We start from the raw sequence: 17,300 nt of genomic DNA, 5'->3' as shown, positions 1-17,300 counted from the left end.
AAACTAGTTATGAAAAACCTGATTCAAAAATGGAACAGCATCAACCTGATCAAGCGTATCATCTGTGGTCTGATCGTTGGTATCATTCTCGGACTTGCGATCCCTCAGGCATCTGTGATCTCCATTCTCGGTGATCTGTTCGTCGGTGCTCTTCGTGGAATTGCTCCGCTTCTGGTGTTCTTCCTGGTAATGAGCTCTCTGTGCCACATGGGAAAAGGCCAGAAAACAAACATGAAATTCGTTGTTGTACTTTATCTTCTGGGAAATATACTCTCAGCACTGGCAGCTGTGATCTCCAGCCGCCTGTTCCCGATCATGCTGACTTTTTCCGAAAATACAAATACTTCCGACGTCACTCCGCCAAGCGGTGTTGCAGAGGTCCTCAAAAACCTTCTGATGAACATTGTTTCCAACCCGGTTGACGCACTTGTCAACGCCAACTATATCGGTATCCTTGCATGGGCCATCATCTTCGGTATCGCACTGAAGGCCGCAAGTGAAACTACCAAGACTGTCATCGAAAACATTTCCGATGCAACCTCCACAGCCGTAAGATGGATCATCAGCCTTGCTCCATTTGGTATCATGGGCCTGATCTTCACAACCATCTCCGAGCAGGGGCTTGGCGTACTGTTAAGCTATGGCCGTCTGATCTGTATACTGGTGGGAACCATGCTCTTTGTTGCACTGGTGATCAACCCGATCATTACTTTCATCTGCACACGCCAGAATCCGTATCCGCTGGTTCTGCGCTGCCTGAAGGACAGTGGTATCACAGCATTCTTCACAAGAAGCTCTGCCGCCAACATTCCGGTAAACATGGAGCTGTGCAAGGATCTCGGACTTGATGAGGATACCTACTCCATCTCCATCCCTCTTGGTGCGACCATCAACATGGGTGGTGCAGCGATCACCATTTCCATCATGGCTCTGGCAGCTGCACATACACTCGGTATCAGCGTAGACTTCCCGACCGCTCTGATCCTCTGCATCCTGGCTGCTGCAAGTGCGGCTGGTGCTTCCGGAGTTGCCGGCGGTTCTCTTCTTCTGATCCCGATGGCCTGCAGCCTTTTCGGAATCCCCAATGATGTTGCCATGCAGGTAGTTGGTGTCGGTTTCATCGTAGGCGTGATCCAGGATTCCTGTGAGACAGCACTGAACTCTTCCACAGACGTACTTTACACAGCATGCGCCTGCAGGATCAGAAAGAATAAATGATCACACTTATAAACCGTCAGGCGGATATTCGTAATTGAAACAGGGGACTCCCTTGATTCGGTTAAAAAGAGCAGATCTTCCGTATTTGGAAAATCTGCTCCTTTTTTGGCTTAGAGCGTGTTTGAAAAAGGCTTTCTGCAAGATGTGCGTCACAATTTGTGGGAGATTTTGTCCGGATGAGGGCGCCGTAGCGGGCTACGGCAACTGAATTCGGGTAAAATATACCGCAAAGTGGGGCGTGCAGATTACGGGAATGATTTTTCAAACACGCTCTAACCTTCAGTTCCTGCAATATCTGCCCCATATAAAATTATCCGTAATCGGTAAATAAAACATCCTCTACATTCGAAAAAGCTTCCAGTTCTCTCCCATCTGCACAGCCAGATATACGATCTCAAAGATCACAGCTACAGATCCAAGCTTAAAAAGCAGGGAATCCACAAAGCCTCCTGCCTTACAGAAATCCAGCGCAATGCCTCCCGGCAGCGGATACAGGATCCGTACCCGTTTCCGGTTAAAGCAGTCCAGCACCAGATGTGATGCGAATCCAACCACAAAATAAAGGACCAGCTTCACGGACACCATGGATATGGCTGCACTTAAAATGGCCATAGCCATGATCGAATGCATAAATGACCGGTGCGGCTGATTTTTTCCAAAGGCGCAGACTGCAATAAAAATAATAACTCCCATGGCAACCGGCGCCATAGACTGGTTATTGCGGATCTTTTCCCAGATGGAAAAATCATAAAAATAATTCAATGCGATCTCTGCTGCCACAAGCAGTACCGCGATCAGTGTGATCCTGTCCGCATCCTTATGGGATTTGGAGGTTCCCACATCAATGTCGCTGATCAATGCTCCAAGCATTCCTGTTCCTGCCGCAAGTACCAGACCGGAAACCGTAGAGGGCTGTGTAACTGCCAGCACTGTTCCGAGTCCGACTGCCGCGTGTGTTTTTCCTGTCATAATTCTCCCCTTATTGTAAAAAATCTTCCGTTATTCAGGATTATCCACTGCTACAGATCAGACACTCTCTTCTGATCTTCTGCATATATAAATGTATCACTTTATCATTTACCGCAGATCTGAAAATACAATAAGGCAGCTGTCAGCCTTACCTTTTACTGACAGCTGCCTCCACGAAACAGCATTATATCACATAAAAAATCACGATTCTATCTAAAATCTTTCTACTTTCTTTCACGTCCCGTTTAAATGGAATATGTCTCTTGGATTTCTCTTTTAATCAGACCAGTTCATACGTCCGTAGCGAAGTGCAAGACCTTGAATCTCTTTCTGAAGCTTCACAGTCAGCTCCCTTTTGCGGATCCTCCACTTCCAGTTCTTTCCTACTGTGGAAGGCTGGTTCATTCTGCAGCTGTTATCCAGGCCCATATAATCCTGCATAGGGATCACACAGAGCTTTGCACTGCTTCTCATAACCAGGCTGATAAAGCATTTATGCAGCTCTTTATCCGGTGTATAGTTATCACAGAGATAATCCCTGGCAAGCTTACGCTCTTTTGCCATAATGCTCTTCCACCATCCGGCGATGGTCTCATTATCATGGGTTCCTGTGTATGCCACACTGTTCTCCGGATAGTTGTGTGGAAGATAATCATTGGCACAGCCGGAATCTCTGGAATCAAACGCAAACTCCAGGACCTTCATTCCCGGGAATCCACTGTCATGGACAAGCTGACGCACAGAATCTGTCACATAGCCAAGATCCTCCGCAATGACCTGCTTCCAGCCAAGGGCCTGCTCCACTTTACGGAACAGATCGATCCCGGGACCTTTTTCCCAGTGACCGCCAATGGCATTTTCTGCACCGTACGGAATGGAAAAATACTCGTCAAAGCCACGGAAATGATCGATCCTTACCACGTCATAAAGGCGGAATACGTAGCTCAGTCTGGAGATCCACCACTGATATCCTGTATTTCTGTGGTAATCCCAGCGGTACAGTGGATTTCCCCAAAGCTGTCCTGTTGCGGAAAAACCGTCCGGCGGGCATCCGGCTACAGCCACCGGCACATTCTCCTCATCCAGCTGGAAAAGTTCCGGATGAGCCCAGGTATCTGCACTGTCCATAGCTACATAGATCGGGATATCTCCGATGATCTGAATGCCTTTTTCGTTGGCATATTTTTTCAGTTTCATCCACTGCTCATAGAATTTGAACTGCATATACTGCTGGAATTCAATATCAAAATATAATTCTCTGCGATAGTAGTCCATGGCATTTGCCCAGCGAAGGCGGATATCCTCTGCCCATTTTGTCCACTCAACACCGCCGAACTGATCCTTTACTGCCATAAAAAGTGCATAGTCGGAAAGCCACCAGCTGTTTTCTGCAACAAATTTCTGATAATCCGGATTCTCGCTGATGTTGCTGTTTTCGTAAGCTTTGCGGAGAAGCTTATAACGGCCTTTGTAGATTTTTTCATAGTCTACGCTGTCTGCTCTTTTTCCCCAGCTGACCTTATCACAGTCCTCCTTTGTAAGGACGCCTTCCTCCACCAGTGCCTTCAGGCTGATAAAATACGGATTTCCCGCAAAAGTGGAGAAGGACTGGTACGGAGAATCTCCGTAACTGGTAGGTCCCAGCGGAAGGATCTGCCAGTAGCTCTGTCCCGCTTCCTTCAGCCAGTCCACAAAATCATAGGCACTCTTTGAAAAACATCCGATGCCGTACTCTGACGGCAAGCTTGTGATCGGCATCAGAATGCCGGCTGCTCTTTTATCCATATCTTTTCTCTCCTTATGTTGAGCCCTGCATCTCAGAGCATCTTATCTATTATCCTCTCACGGATGCATATTCATATAATTTACGCAACCGTTTGCGTAAATTATACGTCCATTTTGCATGAAGTGCAATGCGTTTTTGTCTTTTCTACCTTTCTTACAATTTTTACATCCTGATTTTGTGCAGTTTTTCATTATGTCAAACAGAATCTGTCTGCATCTCACTACCTGATTTTCTGTGCATCTGTTTTTACGCAATTTCATGCAATTTTCCGTGCAATATGTTTGACAGTATCCTTGTTATGAACTACAATATCTCTATCAGACTGAGATAAAAAAGCCGGATCAGAGGCATACTTCCGCTTTGATCCGGCATATCCGTGAGGAGGCAAATTTATGGCAGTAACCATCAAAGATGTGGCAGCTCTGGCCGGGGTGTCCCCGTCCACCGTTTCCAGAACCTGCAAAAATAATCCATCTATCAGTGAAGAAACCAAGGAACGTGTACGCAGAGCCATGGCGGAGCTTGGCTATGAGCCGAATTTTCAGGCCAGTAACCTGGCAGCACAGATTTCCCGCTCCATCGGTATCATCCTGCCTCCGTCCCCAAAGGAGACATACGAGAATTCCTTTTACCTTGAGACGATCCGGGGGATCAGCCACTACTGTAACGCACATCAGTATATCAGCACCATTGTTACCGGTCAGAATGAAGAAGAGATCCTTAACGCAGTACGTTCCATGTCCAGAAGCGGTAAGGTTGACGGATTTATTGTTCTTTATTCCCGTGTGAATGATCCTGTTATTGATTTTCTTTTCAGTGAAGGACTTCTCTATATCCTGATCGGAAAACCGGCACAATACACCAATCATACGATCTATATCGATAATGACAACCTTCTGGCCGGACAGGAGGCAACGGAGTATCTTTATGCTCTGGGCCACCGGAAGATCGCTTATCTGGGTGTAGATAATTCCCTGGTCTTTTCCGCAGACCGCAAAACCGGCTACATGACTGCGCTGATCAGTCACGGATTAACCGTACAGCCTGAATACTGTATAGAGGTTTCGGCAGCTTCCCAGGATGAGTTTCAGGAGCTTCGAAAGCTGCTTTTAAGCGAGGATCGTCCTACAGCTGTGCTTGTCAGTGATGATATTCTGGCGCTTTCTCTGGAAAGGATCTGTATGGAAGCAGATATCTCCATACCGGAGGATCTGTCCATTCTTTCCTTTAACAACTCACTTTTTGCCAGACTGACTTCGCCTCAGCTGACCTCCATTGATATTAACTCCGGGCAGCTTGGAATGGAAGCAGCCACGCAGATGATCAGTCATATCGAAAATCCGAGCCTTCCGGCCACAAAGATCATTGTACCTCACCAGCTGATCGAAAGGGACAGCTGCCGGAGGATCTGATCTGCTTTCAAACAAAAAACAGGTATCTTCTCCGCTGACTGTGTATTGACCACCACTTATCGATCTGACATTGGTGGTCGATCTACCACCCGGCAAAAAGATACCTGTTTTTCATTTTTTATAATGCTTTCTCATAACACCAGTACATATGTCCCCAGAGTTCACACTCTCCCACGTTCTCAAAATTCAGCTTATCATAAGAACGGAGTGCTTTTACATTGTCCTTCGCAACAAGAAGATGTACAGCTTTATAGCCCCGCTTCTTCAGCTCTTCCATCACACCCTTAAGAAGTTTCCCGGCAATCCCCTGATTCTGGAATTCCTGACATACTCCCACCCGGGAGACCTCCACTGACGGCACCATGGTTTCTGACCAGCATGTGAGACATTCCACATTTGGATCATCATCAATGGAGATCACACCTGCGATATTTCCCGTATCGTCCCGCATACAGAACAGCGCATCTCTGGAAAGATCAAATTCCACTTCTTTTTCTGAAGGATACTCCTCTGTCCACACACAATAGGGCGTCCCCAGCAATGAACGGTACAGCTTCAGAACTGTATCTGCTTCTTCTCTTTTTACACGCTCGAAATTCATTTTATATCCTTTCTCCTGAAAATACATTCTTTTTCCGCCCGGATCTCGCCAGTATCAGGATCACAGCAAATGTAATGATCTCTGAACTCAGAAAGGAACTCCACACGCCATTGATCCCAAATAATCCGGAAATAGCTTTTTCCCAGGACCGTCAAATCTGCAATCTGCACCATGTCCTTTTCTGATTCTGGTTTTCATCCCATTTATCATTTATTCTAACTCAAAAAAGCTTCTCTTTTTGTTACTGATAATAACATCTTTCGCTACACCCCGCCGGAAACACTATCCGTTTTAACGTACATTTAAATTCCCTCTCATTTTCTGCAGCGTCCAGGATTTCCAACGCTTTTCGCAAATTCCGGATATCTTTTTCCATGTGATCCACATAGTTTCCCCGGCCAACCAGCTTCAGATGCGTGATCCCTGCCTGCTTCAGCTGATACAGTGCACACAGTCCACAGCCTGTCTCACCACAAAGATATCCGGATTCATCATATGCTTTCAGATCCGGTTCCTGATCCCACGCCTGCTCCTGAAGAGCCATTATTTTTTCCGGAACAGCATCACCATTCCGTACAGTTCCAAGCCAATAGGACACCCTGCAAAGATATCCCATCTCATCACAGTGAAGAGAATTACAGAATGCTCCCGTAAACTGGCACATTTCATTCAGCACAAAGGCCTCGAACTCCATTCCCGCCTCCGGTCGGATCCCGGCCTGTTTTTCCACTTCTCTCTGAGATGCAATAACAGACTGCATATCCCGGAACATGTTTTTCCGATGAAAGATCAATCTCTTCAGAGGAAAGCGCCGGAACATCTTCAGCATTTCGCTGTTCACTTCCCCTGTCTCTCCGCTGAGATGGATCTCACAGGAAATCCCCCTGTTTTTCAGATAAACAAGAAGCGCCGGATCTGCAATGATATAGCTTCGAAATCCAATTCCCATGCACTTTTCTATGATATCTCCGATCTCCGGATACTGTTCCGGAAGATAATACAGGGAATTGAAGGTGAGATGCACCGGCTTTTTATATTTTTTTACCATCCGGGAAAGAATTTCCAGCTCACTGTATGCTCCAAGCTGAACATTACAACAGAGAACCTCCCTGCGATTTAACGGCATTACTGTGCCATATTTTTCCGCCCAGGAAAATGGTACATAGCCACAGAAAAATTCATCTGCTCCTGCCTGCACAAAACGTTCATATTCATCTATGGAGCCTAACCCGGCTGTTATTTTCATACTGTTATCCATGTCCTGTTCCTTTTTCTGCAATGTATTCTTGTCAAACAGATATTCGTGCTCCACCTTCACAGCCTGCTCATCACCTGTCATATATTAACAACAATGCGATCCGGCTTTGTGCCTTTTATATTTTTCCACATTTCAGGTATCTCCGGAAATGTTTTATCCACACCGAACAGGGAATTATACCTCCCTGCCATGTGTAAATGTTCCGGATAAAGAAGTGTGTATTTTTCACAAAATTTCGGACAGTGCTCCGCAAGCTGCTGTGTACCACGATCCCCAGTGGTGCACAAAGCATACAATGGACAATACTGCGAAGTGTTTGTCTGATAAAAAGGCAGATGCAGACTGTTTTTTCCCGGGGGAAGCTCCTGTGGATATCCACAGGACTCCCACTCGTATCTGTGGATATGAAATTCTTCAGCCAGAAAATCCCGATAAAACCCCGCATTCAGGCTGTTTTGCTGAAATAATAAGGTATCACCGGATTTATATTTCATTCGCGGATCCTTTTTTCGTTTATTAAGCAATGTGCCCAGAACAGGATGCAGGCGGGATGTTTTTCCACAGAGCATTTCCACCATGGCCCAGTCATTGACTACGATTTCCACATTCACCCCATGAATACAGCACCAGTTATCCACCTTTTCCAGAAGCTTTCCCACAGACAAAAGCATAAATTCCCGGATATAAGAAAATACCAGTGTGATCTCCGATCCCTCCGAATACACTTTATCCATGATAGAAAAAAGCTGCTCTTCTATCGGAAACAGGTTATGGCAGAACTGATTTCCAATATAAAATCTGTCCGGTATCCGGCCTGCAAAATAACTGTGAGTGAGATAATTCTTCTGCCAGTAAGACGCCAGAAAAGCCTGCAGCGGCTGGCACAGATATTCTTCATACAGGGAAGTGCAGTTTAATTCCAGGGCAAACTCTGCATTATCCAAAAGCCTTAATTCTTCTGCACCCATTGTATCCTGTGGATTTCCGGAAGCCTTTTCATTTTCTCTGAAAAACCACCGCTTCTTCTGTTCCTCCAGACTCCTGCAGTGCATCTCATCCAGCTCCGCAGGATAACCGGTCAGTGATTTCGCCAGCTCTCCATCGTCTCCTTCCAGCTTCAGACGGATATATCGGTTGTACTCTCCGGCCAGACGCCGAACCTCCTGTACATAATCCTTCTGTTCCACTCTCACAGAATATTCCCTGTAAAAATATTTTCCGGTTTTCTTTTCAACTGGCTGTTGATCCTGCAGGCATTGCTCCTCTGCTGCACTCATCCCAAACCTCCGGATCTCCACTCTCCTGTACCCGGCTTTTTTCATATCATAAAAACAGATCAGAAACTGCTCCGGTTCCGGGCATTCCTCTGCCAGCCGAAATCGAAATCCATCTTCACCCAGCTCTGTGATCCGGATTTCTTTGCCGTCCATAAAACCGGATAGTAATCCAAATGGTATCATAGAGATCCTCATCAGGAAAGCTTCCTCCCTTCAGGCAAAAAAAGGAGATGCCATATGCTCCCATACAGCACCTCCCACTGTTCCTTCTTATTTCACTTCTACTAATTCAATTCTGAAATTCAGCTCTTTACCTGCCATCTCATGATTAGCATCGAAAGTAATGGTTTTTTCATCTTTTGCGTTAACTTTAACCGGGAACGGCTGACCATACTGATTGGAGAGGTATACCTGCTGTCCTACAGTAAGATCCTCAGCACCCGGAAGCTGTTCGATCTCAAGTGTAAAAATCGCATCCGGATTCGGCATACCGTAAGCTTCCTCAGGCATCAGATGAACATCTACCACCTGGCCAACCTCCATGTTTGCAACTGCCGCATCAAAGCCTTTAATCATCTGTCCTGCTCCGCAGATGAATTCCAGTGGCTCGCCACGGTCATAGGAAGAATCAAACTGTGTTCCGTCATTAAAGGTTCCTCTGTAATGTGTACGGCAGGTTTTTCCGACATTAGGACCTGTGATAGATGGCTGGGAACCGCATCCGCCGCCACAGCCTCCGCAGGAATGTCCGTCTTCATGACCGCCGCAGGAGTGTCCATCCTCATGGCTTCCGCAGGAATGTCCATCTTCATGATGGTGATGATCACAATTCACACCTGTGGATACCAGCTCGCCCTTCAGATAAGCATCCACAGCCGCATCTACGTCACCCTGTGCTCCGGAACATAACTCAACACCAGCCTCAGCAAGTGCTGCCTGAGCGCCTCCGCCGATTCCGCCACAGATCAGAACGCTGATCCCCTGATCTGCAAGAAGTCCGGCAAGTGCACCATGTCCGGTGCCATTGGAGCTGATCACTTCACTGGAAACAACCTTGTTATCTTCCACCTCATATACCTTGAAAAACTCCGTTTTTCCAAAGTGCTGAAAAATGTTTCCATTATCGTATGTTGCTGCAATTTTCATTTGTAAAACCCTCCATTAGTCAGATATGTATTATATTAGTATATCGTGCAGGCAGGATAAAAGCAAGGTTTAACTTCTCTCTGCCGGCTCTTGCTGTCATTCAATGAATCCAGTATAATAGAAGCATCTGTAAAAATAAAAGATTTTTTGAATAAGAAGGTTTGAACTAAAATGAAATCATACGAAGAATTACTTTCAGATATTGAAGAAGACATGGAACTCATGGGTTCCTCACACATTGTTTATTCCATGGAAGAGGACGACATTGTTACCGATTATGATTATCTTCCATCCGATTCCTGTACGATCTCCATTACCTTAAAGGAGCTTCAGGAAAAGCTTCAGCTGCAGATGCTCTATGCAAAAGTTTCCGCTCATACAGCCGGAGCAGATAAAAATGCCCCGAAATTAGCTGTTGTTTTTCCGGGCATCGGATACACTGCTGACAAGCCGCTTCTGTACTATACCAGCCGCCTTGCCAGCAAACACGGCTACAAAATCCGCACTGTATCCTATGGCACCCTCCCGGAAAATGTCAAAGGAGATCCTGAAAAAATGAAACAGGCCTTTGACCTTGCCCTGGAACAAACAGAACGCTCCTTAGGCAGCATCGACTGGAATTCCTATGGCAGCGTTCTGTTTATTTCCAAAAGCATTGGTACAGTCATCTCCTCAGCCTATGCTTCCCGACACGATCTGACTGTAAAAAGCATCCTGTTCACGCCTCTTGCAGAGACCTTTTCCTTCCCACTTGCCGGAAGCATCGCCTTCCACGGCACCGCAGATCCCTGGGCCGAAACCGATTCCATACGGGAACTGGCAGCGCAGAAAGATGTCCCTCTCTTTCTCACCCAAAACGCCAACCATTCTCTGGAAACCGGGGATGTACTGACGGATATCTTTATTCTAAAAACCACAATGGAGCGGGTCCAGCGTTTTATTTAACGCCGGTCCTCTTATTTTTCTCCACCCACTAAAAACTGAGGTGTCAGCTTGTTCAGCTCACGTTCCATGGAAGTTCTGGAAATATCACTGATGTCCTTCAGGGCAAACACTTTGGAAAAGCCGATCTCCATCATGTAATCCAGATCCCATACCGGACGCTTTTTATCACTCATAAACAGCTTACTGCTGAGCTCTTTCCCTGTTTCCGCATCTTCATGAGCATGGATACCTCTTCCATATTTTTCCCACATAGCAGCATCATGTGCCTCGTAAATCTTTTTCTTTTCTTCATCATAAAGATGCAGATACCAGCAGGCGTCCGATACCAAAAGACGTCCGCCTTTTTTCAGTACACGCAGCCACTCCTTGTAAGCCTTCTGTGGATCGTCCAGCGTCCATGTGATATTTCTGCAGATAACCATATCAAATGTCTCATCCGGGAAATTCAGATTGTGGCAGTCCATAGTCATCAGATCTGCGGATAAACCTGCTGCCTTTACATTTTCCTTTGCTTCATGGATCATATTTTCAGTAATATCGATCCCGGTCACATGATGTCCTTCTTTTCCCAGCATAATTTCAAAAAATCCCGGCCCGCAGCCTACGTCCAGTACTTCCAGATGTTCTTTTTCCGGCGCATACTCCAGAATCAGATTCTTCCAGTTTTCTGCTGTTTCACTTTTCAATTCTGCCTTGATCCCTTCGCTGTAAATGCCAGCTTCTCCTTCCCAGTACTCTTTGATCTTATCGTTTTGCATGTCACTTCTCCTTCTTTGTGGCTACTACAATAAATTTTTTTCCCTGATATCCGTATTTCCAGAAATCCATCGTCCATGGTCTGTTTAGCCAGCGGTTCTCTCTGATCTGGATCCTGGCAAAGCGTACCTTTTTTAATATCTGAAAGTCCGCTTCCGGACGCTTCTGCGATGTAAATGGCAGCTTTTCATAAATTCCGCTGTTTTCCTTCACGTCAGATCCATATGTTTTTCTTTCTGTAACATAAATAAGAAAATCAGCAATTTTCATATGGATCTTATTTTTTAATGTGGGTTCGACGGTCCGATAGTCCCCATCAAAATAAATGATCCTTCCACCTGGTTTTAATACAGCCTTCCAGCGTCTGAAAGCTTTTTCCGGATCATATAATGTCCACACCGCATCTCTGGAAAGTATCACATCATAGCTTTGTTCCTGTTCCAATGGCAAAGTTACACCATCTTCCTCACAGATTTCCACCTGCTGATGATACTGCCGCATATTCCTTCTGGCTTTTTCTACCATTCCTGATGAACCATCGATCGCTTTTACATCATGTCCCAGACGCGCTGCTATGATGCTCATAAAACCCGGGCCGCAGCCCACTTCTAAAATACGAAGGGGCTCAGGTCCAAGAAGTCTTTTCAATTCTTTTGTCCAGTAAGATACCGTTCTTTTGTTACTCAATTGTTTTTGGATCATATCATCATAATCACCGGAATCTTCTGTCCATTTATTCTCGATCTTTTCAAACATTTTTTACTCCACTACATCCAATGTTGCCCAGTTAATGCCTTCATAGGCAGTCGGTGCAAGCTCTACATTGGTCAGTCTGGTATTGTTATAGATATAATCACGGTTCGGATAATACAGCGGCACTGTTACTGCCTGATCATTGATACGTGTGAGGATCTTATCGTATAATTCCGTCCGCTTTTCTTCATCCTGTGTCTTTAATACTTCTCCGAGATCTTTGTTCAGCTCCTCATCGTACCAGTTTACTGCCTTTGCTCCATCTTCCGCATAGAACATTGATTTCAGGAATCCATGAGGCATCCAGGAATCTTCATAGCTGCGGTAAATGCACAGATCGTAATCTCTGGTGTTCCAGATCTCATCATAGTAAGCTGCGGATTCTTTTTCTACCAGTTCAATACCTACACCGACCTTCTCATATTCAGATTTCAGGAATTCACAAAGAGATTTCCATGAAGCATATTCTTCAGTCTGGAATACCAGTCTGAGGCTCAGTGGTTCTCCGTCTTTTTCTACAATACCATCTCCATCTGTATCCTCATATCCTGCTTCCTTTAACAGTTCCTTTGCTTTATCCGGATCATATGGATAGCCCTTGCTGTTTTCTTCTGTTACATAAGGAACTGTCGGAGACATAAGTCCGGTTGCCGGATTGCCGTAACCATCCAGCAGATCATTTACAATGCTTTCTTTATTTGTTGCATAATTCAGTGCCTGACGTACGTTTATATCCTGAAGCGCCGGTGTATCATAATTTTCAATCAGATAGTAAGAAAGTGTGGAAACCTGCTGTTCTGTCGATAAATTTTTATCTGCCTGGATAATACTGAAGCTTTCGGATGGAATATCCTGAAGATTCAGATCTGCCTCTCCACTCTGAAGCGCCATCACTCTGGCATCACCGTCTACCACCTGTTTCAGAACTACTTTATCAATATTTGGTTTCTCACCGTAATAATTAGGATTTGGTACCAGGACAACCTCCTGACCGCTTTCATAACTGTCGATCATCCACATTCCGGTACCCACTTCCTGACAAAATTCTCCGTCTTCATCCAGTGCACTTTCACAGGTGAAACGGAATGGTCTTGGATAGCTGAATTCGATCAGCAGTGTATAGCATGGTTCTGCGAACTTAAATTCTACAGTATAATCATCTACCTTTGTAACATTTTCCAGTTTGGCTGAAAAGTTACCGATCACATCCTGTTCCACCCATCTGTTATAATTCCACATCACATTGTCTGCATTAAACTCTGTGCCGTCCGAGAATTTCACATCTTTTCTTAAATGGAACGTATAGGTTGTGCCATCTTCGCTGATATCCCAGGATTCTGCCAATGCCGGTTTGATTTCTCCATTTTCTCCGTAACGTACCAGAGGATCATAGATCATTTCATAAAGACGAAAATCCGGACCACTTTTTACCGGGTCACAAAGTTCAGGAGTCAGATCAATGGATGTCATTGCCGTAACTACTTTTTCCTCTTTTGCCTGTACATTGACACCTGTCAGTAAAGTTGCCGCCACCATGCTCAATGCTATCAATTTTGCTACACGTCTTTTCTTCATTTCTTCCTCTCCTTTGTTTGTTTTATATTTTACAGCATATGACATGCCGCAAAATGTCCTGTTTCAATTTCTGTCAATTCCGGTATATGCTCTCTGCATATATTTGTACATCTTCTGCACCGGTTCTGATATGGGCAGCCCTGTTCCGGAATGGTATCTGAAAATATTTTCTTTTCCTGTGATCCGATTCTTCGCATTTTCGGTTCTTTTACCGGAATGGAATCAAACAGATCTTTTGTATAAGGATGTACTGCTGTCTCTTTTAAGCTGTCCGTATGATCGATAAACTCGACCACGCGTCCCTGATACATAATAGCCACCTCTTTGCAGAGATATGGAACGTTGGACAGATCGTGAGTGATCAGTAAATAAGTCATCTCATATTTTTCCTGCAGCTCATTTAACAGATGCAGGATCTGCTTTCGTATGGAATAATCCAGACTGGATACCGGTTCATCACAGATCACAAGCTCCGGTCTTAATACCAACGCCCTCGCAATATTAGCTCTCTGACACTGACCTCCTGAAATCTGTCCAACATAACGGTTGCGGATATCCGGATCAAGCCCCGTCTGGATCAAAGCCTCCTTTACTCGCTCTTCATACTCACCCTCTTGCAGTTTTTCATGTAATTTCAAAATTTCCAGAATATTTTCTCCAATGGTATAACCGGGATCAAATACCCCGCTGCTGCTTTGAAAGACCATCTGAAGATTCTTGCGATATGGACGAAACTGCTTTTCAGACAAATCCTGCATTTCCTGTCCCTGAAACCAGAATTTTCCATCTGTAGGTTTCTCCAGGCCGGCGATCAGCTTTCCGAATGTAGTTTTACCACTTCCACTTTCACCGATCAGGGCCATGGATGATCCTGCATGGATTTCCAGACTTACATCATCCACTGCCTTCACAATTTTTTTCTTGCCATAATATTTTTTTAAATGTTCTGTCTTTAGTAACGTACTCATACTTTTCCCCTATAAAACTGCATCCAACAGTTTTTTTGTATATGAATGCTGCGGATGATAAAAGATCTCTTCAACCGTTCCGTTTTCCACTATTTCGCCGTCTTTCATGATCGAAACATCATCCGCGATCTCTGCCACCACACCCAGATCATGCGTAATAAATAACACGCCCAGATTTTCTTTCCTGGATAGCTGATAGATTTCTTCCAGGATCTGCTTCTGTACGGTTACATCCAAGGCTGTCGTCGGCTCATCTGCGATCAGATAATCCGGTTTCATGGACATGGCAATGGCGATCATAACACGTTGGCACATACCACCAGACAATTCGTAAGGTTTTTTCTTCATCAGTTCTTCCGGATCACGCAGATTCATCATCCGCAGACTTTCCAACGCTGCTTCCCTTGCCTGTTTTTTGCTCATTCTGCGATGTTTTCTCAGTCCTTCCAGAAGCAGTTGTTCAACTGTAAAAAGTGGATCAAGAGCAGCAGTCGGATCCTGAAAGATCATTCCGATCCTGTCTCCGTATAACTGTCGTTTTTCTTTTCCTGATAACTTCAGAAGACTCTTTTCGTTCAGTGTCACATCTCCGGATATCACCTTTCCATTTCCTGCAAGCAGATTCATGATCGTCAGAGAGGTAACTGACTTGCCGCTTCCACTTTCTCCCACCAGAGCATGGATCCTTCCGCGTTTTACTTCCAGGCTGACATCTTTTACTGCATGAACCATTCCGTGAGATGTCTGAAACTCCACATGTAGTCTTTTTACCCTTAGGACATCATTTTTGGGCTGTTCCATTCTGTATTCCCTCCCCCAGATAATTAAATGCCAGAACAATGATCATGATCAGTATGCCCGGATAAAACATCAGTCTTGGATAAGTCTGGATATAACTTCTACTGTCACTGAGCATGATCCCCCATTCCGGTGTCGGTGCCTGCACACCAAGGCCGATAAAGGAAAAACCGGCAATTGACAGAATGATCGAACCGATTTCCATTGTTGCCAGTGCGATCACAGATGGCAGGATATTTCTCAATACATGCCTAAATATGATCCTTGCGTGGCCGCAGCCGCCGGCTTTTAGTGCGGTCATATAATTTTTATTTTTTTCCTGAAGTGTCAATGCTCGGGCAAGCCTTGCATATTCTGCCCAGGATACGACCGATAAGGACAGAATCAGATGAGCGCCGCTGGCTCCTACGGTTCCTGCAATGGCAAGTGCCACAATAAAGACCGGCATAGCCATAAATACATCAATGATCCTCATAATTATGGAATCGATTTTTCCACCTACATATCCGGCAAACAGTCCGATAGGCACCCCGACACATACAGTAATCAGAAGCACCGTAAAGCTATAGCTCAGTGAATACCGGCTGCCCCAGAGAAGTCTTGATAAAATACATCGTCCCAGCTGATCAGTACCTAAAGGATATGCCGCCGACGGATTCTTTAATTTTATCGAAACATCCACAAGCAGTGGATCATGCGGCGCTAATACAGGTGCAAAAATAGCTGCCAATGCAAAAATTATGACCACCATCAATCCTATTTTTGTTTTCGGTGACCGGAATACTTGTTTCCAGTACAGATTCTGGATCATGCTTTTTTCTGTTTTCTGCTTTCTTCTGCTTCCCATTCTATGATCTCTCCTTTACTTTAACTGGATTCGCCGGTCAATCGCAGAATAGGCGATATCCACAAGAAAATTTAATACTACAATGCCAACAGCCAGAATAAAGATAAAACATTGCAGCACCGGAGTGTCTTTTGAGATCACGGATTTCAATGCCAGATTTCCGATTCCCTGAATTGAAAAAATACTTTCTATCACAGCTGAGCCACAGAAAAAACCGATCACAATTGATACCAGACGTGTCAGCACAGGAATCAGGATATTTTTCAGACCATGACGCAAAATTACATTTACAGATGACAATCCCTTAGCTCTGCTGGCACGTATGTAATCCTGCTTCAGCACCTGTATCATATTGGTACGGATCAATCTCGTCATAATTCCAAAGAAACTGATATCCATGGCAAATGCCGCAAGAATCGGGATGCCTCCGGCATCTCCTCCGATCACGGAAATCACTTTTAGCTTTACTCCAAATATATAGAGCAGCATCAGACCGATCCAGAAAGATGGCATAGATACACTGAGGGACGACAAAATGCGAATGACTTTATCCAGAACTCTGTTTTCATAAATTGCCGACAAAATTCCAAGAGGGACTGATACGATCATCAACAATAAAAACGAAGTAACTGCCAGTTTAAATGTCTGTGGAAAATATCTTTTTAATTCCTCAAAAGCCGGTTTTCTGGTAGAATATGATTTTCCAAAATCGCCATGAAGTGCCTGATCCAGCCATTTCCCGTATTGTACCAGCACCGGCTGATCCAGTCCTTCCTCATGCCGTACTTCTTCTACCTGCTCCGGTGACGGATGCTCATATTTTTTCTCCGCCAGCACTCTGGCAGCATCACCTGCCGATATAAAACTCAGCATAAAAATAATAAATGTAACCGCCAGCACTACCGGAATCATAAATATAAAACGCTTTGCAATTACTTTTCCCATCTTCATCTCTCCTCATTTTTTATCTGTTTATTGTTTTTAAAATAAA

16 protein-coding genes and 2 pseudogenes are annotated in these 17,300 nt (G+C 44.8%); 4 read left to right on the top strand and 14 right to left on the bottom strand.

Features of this window, described 5'->3' with window-relative positions:
* The first annotated feature begins 9 nt into the window (after positions 1 to 9).
* Positions 10 to 1,218, top strand: a complete 1,209-nt coding sequence (gene sstT / locus NE671_RS11835) for a serine/threonine transporter SstT (RefSeq protein ID WP_118753261.1) — start codon at positions 10 to 12, stop codon at positions 1,216 to 1,218.
* A gap of 61 nt (positions 1,219 to 1,279) precedes the next feature.
* On the opposite strand, the pseudogene NE671_RS16080 reads toward sstT, so the two are convergent.
* Positions 1,280 to 1,423 (bottom strand): annotated as a pseudogene (locus NE671_RS16080) (DUF6783 domain-containing protein); the annotation flags it as partial.
* On the opposite strand from NE671_RS16080, the pseudogene NE671_RS16075 reads away from it, so the two are divergent.
* A pseudogene (locus tag NE671_RS16075) lies at positions 1,361 to 1,549 on the top strand (DUF6783 domain-containing protein). The pseudogenes NE671_RS16080 and NE671_RS16075 overlap by 63 nt on opposite strands.
* An 8-nt stretch (positions 1,550 to 1,557) precedes the next feature.
* Here the strand turns inward: NE671_RS16075 and NE671_RS11830 are convergent.
* Together NE671_RS11830 and malQ are read right to left on the bottom strand one after the other, a co-directional pair.
* Entirely contained in the window at positions 1,558 to 2,187 is a 630-nt protein-coding gene (locus NE671_RS11830; protein ID WP_092071602.1) for a metal-dependent hydrolase, read from the bottom strand.
* A 276-nt stretch (positions 2,188 to 2,463) separates the two neighbouring features.
* The gene (gene malQ, locus NE671_RS11825) at positions 2,464 to 3,972 is read right to left on the bottom strand and encodes a 4-alpha-glucanotransferase (RefSeq protein ID WP_256164011.1); all 1,509 of its coding nucleotides are present in this window, start codon (positions 3,970 to 3,972) and stop codon (positions 2,464 to 2,466) included.
* A gap of 393 nt (positions 3,973 to 4,365) precedes the next feature.
* Between malQ and NE671_RS11820 the strand changes: the two genes are divergently transcribed.
* Complete coding sequence (locus tag NE671_RS11820) at positions 4,366 to 5,385, top strand: LacI family DNA-binding transcriptional regulator (protein ID WP_256164009.1); 1,020 nt, start codon at positions 4,366 to 4,368, stop codon at positions 5,383 to 5,385.
* A 118-nt stretch (positions 5,386 to 5,503) separates the two neighbouring features.
* Here NE671_RS11820 and NE671_RS11815 read toward each other — a convergent pair whose 3' ends face one another.
* The 4 genes from NE671_RS11815 to NE671_RS11800 all read right to left on the bottom strand — a co-directional run bounded on the left by NE671_RS11815 (position 5,504) and on the right by NE671_RS11800 (position 9,667).
* Positions 5,504 to 5,986: a GNAT family N-acetyltransferase gene (locus NE671_RS11815; protein WP_015526660.1), complete on the bottom strand. Its 483-nt coding sequence runs from the start codon at positions 5,984 to 5,986 to the stop codon at positions 5,504 to 5,506.
* A gap of 241 nt (positions 5,987 to 6,227) precedes the next feature.
* Positions 6,228 to 7,298 (bottom strand): U32 family peptidase, encoded by a 1,071-nt coding sequence (locus NE671_RS11810; protein ID WP_256164008.1) that lies wholly within the window; start codon positions 7,296 to 7,298, stop codon positions 6,228 to 6,230.
* Between the two features lie 23 nt (positions 7,299 to 7,321).
* Entirely contained in the window at positions 7,322 to 8,704 is a 1,383-nt protein-coding gene (locus NE671_RS11805; RefSeq protein ID WP_256164007.1) for a hypothetical protein, read from the bottom strand.
* Between the two features lie 87 nt (positions 8,705 to 8,791).
* The gene (locus NE671_RS11800; protein ID WP_118516071.1) at positions 8,792 to 9,667 is read right to left on the bottom strand and encodes a NifB/NifX family molybdenum-iron cluster-binding protein; all 876 of its coding nucleotides are present in this window, start codon (positions 9,665 to 9,667) and stop codon (positions 8,792 to 8,794) included.
* 171 nt (positions 9,668 to 9,838) lie between these two features.
* Between NE671_RS11800 and NE671_RS11795 the strand changes: the two genes are divergently transcribed.
* On the top strand, positions 9,839 to 10,612 hold the full coding sequence (locus NE671_RS11795) for an alpha/beta hydrolase (RefSeq protein WP_256164005.1): 774 nt from the start codon (positions 9,839 to 9,841) through the stop codon (positions 10,610 to 10,612).
* Positions 10,613 to 10,623: 11 nt separating this feature from the next.
* Here the strand turns inward: NE671_RS11795 and NE671_RS11790 are convergent, their stop codons facing one another.
* Genes NE671_RS11790 through NE671_RS11760 form a run of 7 tightly spaced genes read right to left on the bottom strand, consistent with a single transcriptional unit; the run spans position 10,624 to position 17,254 of the window.
* Positions 10,624 to 11,370, bottom strand: coding sequence for a class I SAM-dependent methyltransferase (locus NE671_RS11790; RefSeq protein WP_015526666.1), 747 nt, complete (start codon positions 11,368 to 11,370; stop codon positions 10,624 to 10,626).
* A 1-nt stretch (position 11,371) separates the two neighbouring features.
* Positions 11,372 to 12,124: a class I SAM-dependent methyltransferase gene (locus NE671_RS11785; RefSeq protein ID WP_022426108.1), complete on the bottom strand. Its 753-nt coding sequence runs from the start codon at positions 12,122 to 12,124 to the stop codon at positions 11,372 to 11,374.
* Positions 12,125 to 12,127: 3 nt separating this feature from the next.
* Positions 12,128 to 13,696 carry a nickel ABC transporter substrate-binding protein gene (locus NE671_RS11780; protein ID WP_256164004.1) on the bottom strand — a complete coding sequence of 523 codons (1,569 nt, stop codon included), beginning with the start codon at positions 13,694 to 13,696 and terminating at the stop codon, positions 12,128 to 12,130.
* A 29-nt stretch (positions 13,697 to 13,725) separates the two neighbouring features.
* Positions 13,726 to 14,664, bottom strand: coding sequence for an oligopeptide/dipeptide ABC transporter ATP-binding protein (locus NE671_RS11775; protein WP_059086421.1), 939 nt, complete (start codon positions 14,662 to 14,664; stop codon positions 13,726 to 13,728).
* 9 nt (positions 14,665 to 14,673) lie between these two features.
* Positions 14,674 to 15,465, bottom strand: coding sequence for an ABC transporter ATP-binding protein (locus tag NE671_RS11770; RefSeq protein WP_015526669.1), 792 nt, complete (start codon positions 15,463 to 15,465; stop codon positions 14,674 to 14,676).
* The gene (nikC, locus tag NE671_RS11765) at positions 15,446 to 16,309 is read right to left on the bottom strand and encodes a nickel transporter permease (protein ID WP_021650926.1); all 864 of its coding nucleotides are present in this window, start codon (positions 16,307 to 16,309) and stop codon (positions 15,446 to 15,448) included. The genes NE671_RS11770 and nikC overlap by 20 nt, the downstream gene beginning before the upstream one ends.
* Before the next feature lie 15 nt (positions 16,310 to 16,324).
* Positions 16,325 to 17,254 carry an ABC transporter permease gene (locus NE671_RS11760; RefSeq protein ID WP_015526672.1) on the bottom strand — a complete coding sequence of 310 codons (930 nt, stop codon included), beginning with the start codon at positions 17,252 to 17,254 and terminating at the stop codon, positions 16,325 to 16,327.
* Positions 17,255 to 17,300: the final 46 nt, after the last annotated feature.

Source organism: Blautia sp. DFI.9.10 (assembly GCF_024461705.1).
GTDB lineage: Bacteria > Bacillota > Clostridia > Lachnospirales > Lachnospiraceae > Blautia_A > Blautia_A fusiformis.
This window is presented reverse-complemented; position numbering and strand designations above follow the sequence as displayed.

Coding starts and splice junctions, on each gene's coding strand:
- NE671_RS11780 (WP_256164004.1), bottom strand. CDS start 13,696: ATGAAGAAAAGACGTGTAGCAAAATTGATAGCATTGAGCATGGTGGCG.
- NE671_RS11760 (WP_015526672.1), bottom strand. CDS start 17,254: ATGGGAAAAGTAATTGCAAAGCGTTTTATATTTATGATTCCGGTAGTG.
- NE671_RS11820 (WP_256164009.1), top strand. CDS start 4,366: ATGGCAGTAACCATCAAAGATGTGGCAGCTCTGGCCGGGGTGTCCCCG.
- NE671_RS11795 (WP_256164005.1), top strand. CDS start 9,839: ATGAAATCATACGAAGAATTACTTTCAGATATTGAAGAAGACATGGAA.
- NE671_RS11815 (WP_015526660.1), bottom strand. CDS start 5,986: ATGAATTTCGAGCGTGTAAAAAGAGAAGAAGCAGATACAGTTCTGAAG.
- NE671_RS11830 (WP_092071602.1), bottom strand. CDS start 2,187: ATGACAGGAAAAACACACGCGGCAGTCGGACTCGGAACAGTGCTGGCA.
- NE671_RS11805 (WP_256164007.1), bottom strand. CDS start 8,704: ATGATACCATTTGGATTACTATCCGGTTTTATGGACGGCAAAGAAATC.
- sstT (WP_118753261.1), top strand. CDS start 10: ATGAAAAACCTGATTCAAAAATGGAACAGCATCAACCTGATCAAGCGT.
- NE671_RS11790 (WP_015526666.1), bottom strand. CDS start 11,370: ATGCAAAACGATAAGATCAAAGAGTACTGGGAAGGAGAAGCTGGCATT.
- NE671_RS11800 (WP_118516071.1), bottom strand. CDS start 9,667: ATGAAAATTGCAGCAACATACGATAATGGAAACATTTTTCAGCACTTT.
- NE671_RS11775 (WP_059086421.1), bottom strand. CDS start 14,664: ATGAGTACGTTACTAAAGACAGAACATTTAAAAAAATATTATGGCAAG.
- NE671_RS11785 (WP_022426108.1), bottom strand. CDS start 12,124: ATGTTTGAAAAGATCGAGAATAAATGGACAGAAGATTCCGGTGATTAT.
- NE671_RS11770 (WP_015526669.1), bottom strand. CDS start 15,465: ATGGAACAGCCCAAAAATGATGTCCTAAGGGTAAAAAGACTACATGTG.
- malQ (WP_256164011.1), bottom strand. CDS start 3,972: ATGGATAAAAGAGCAGCCGGCATTCTGATGCCGATCACAAGCTTGCCG.
- nikC (WP_021650926.1), bottom strand. CDS start 16,309: ATGGGAAGCAGAAGAAAGCAGAAAACAGAAAAAAGCATGATCCAGAAT.